Genomic DNA, 1,067 nt, shown 5'->3' with positions numbered 1-1,067 from the left:
GCAGCCATCCCAAGGTCACCGACAACGGCAGCGAGAACGCGGCGTCGGCGCGCTAGCCCTCGTTGCTCTAACCACCGCTGCGCGGCGAGTTCCGCGGCACCTCTACGCCCGCCACGATGACCTTGTCGTCGCACACGATGACGCGAGGCGCGCCTCCGCTCGACGAGGGGGCGTCTCTTGCCGCACCGATCAGCCACGGGTCTGGTATTTCGGGCGCCCCGATCTGCTGATCGCCATCGAGCACGATGAAGCGGCTGTCGCTGCTCCAGTGCGGTGCCGTCTCGGGGCGTGCAGGGTCGGGCGTCGACGACGCGTCGATGGAGAACCGCTGCGAGGTGCCGCGGTGGATGAGCATGTTCTCGCGCTCCCCCGCCTGACGAGCGAGCTGCACCAGAACGAACCCCTTGTCGGGCGACTCGACGGCGGCGGCGACCGTGGTGCCGTAGCGGTCGATGAGGAACGTCCGCTCCCCGGGCGTCAGGTCTGGCAGGGCGCTTTCGGCGTCGCGCAGGCGCGATTCCCAGCGCTCGGGGTCGAACGCCTGCAGCGGGATGGGGCGCCACGCTGCCGTGTCGAGGTCGAGAAGCTGGAAGGTTCCCCAGGTGGTCTCCACCGCGACGTGCCGAGGCGAGATGAACTCCACGTCGCGGGGAGCCTGGGTGCAGAGATCGACCACGGGAAGGGGATAGGTCGTCACCCGCTGATGGGGGCCGGGCAGGGTGGAGACCACCCCGATCTGGCTTCTGTCAACGGGAAAGGCGATGTGCTGGCCGTCTCCGGATACGCTGGCAGGCGTTCCTCGGACGCGGCCGCTGATCATCACCGAGTCGTGACCGCTCTCTCGAAGCACGAGATCCTGACCTGCGACAGGCACCGCGCGTGCATCGTCGATCGATACGTCCTTGTTGATCGCGCCGGAGAAGGCCCGCTGAAGGGCTTGCGACTCGGCAGGAGAGAGGGGAGGAGACGTCTGCACAGGCATCATCGATGATAGAGCCGTGCAACGGGCTGATTTGCAACGCGTTCCAATGGCAGGTCAGGGTCGCCTCTGGCGCCAAGTTCCGCAT

General features: G+C 67.4%; 1 protein-coding gene. It reads right to left on the bottom strand.

Going from position 1 to position 1,067, the window contains the following annotated elements; all coding sequences use genetic code 11:
- Positions 1-67 precede the first annotated feature (67 nt).
- Positions 68-985, bottom strand: a complete 918-nt coding sequence (locus EB084_26350) for a hypothetical protein (GenBank protein NDD31784.1) — start codon at positions 983-985, stop codon at positions 68-70.
- Between the last annotated feature and the right edge of the window lie 82 nt (positions 986-1,067).

This window comes from Pseudomonadota bacterium (assembly GCA_010028905.1).
In the GTDB taxonomy this organism is placed as follows: Bacteria; Vulcanimicrobiota; Xenobia; order RGZZ01; family RGZZ01; genus RGZZ01.
This window is presented reverse-complemented; position numbering and strand designations above follow the sequence as displayed.

What these genes read in the sequence shown, in the direction of transcription:
- EB084_26350 (NDD31784.1), bottom strand. Translation starts at nt 985, where the DNA reads ATGATGCCTGTGCAGACGTCTCCTCCCCTCTCTCCTGCCGAGTCGCAA.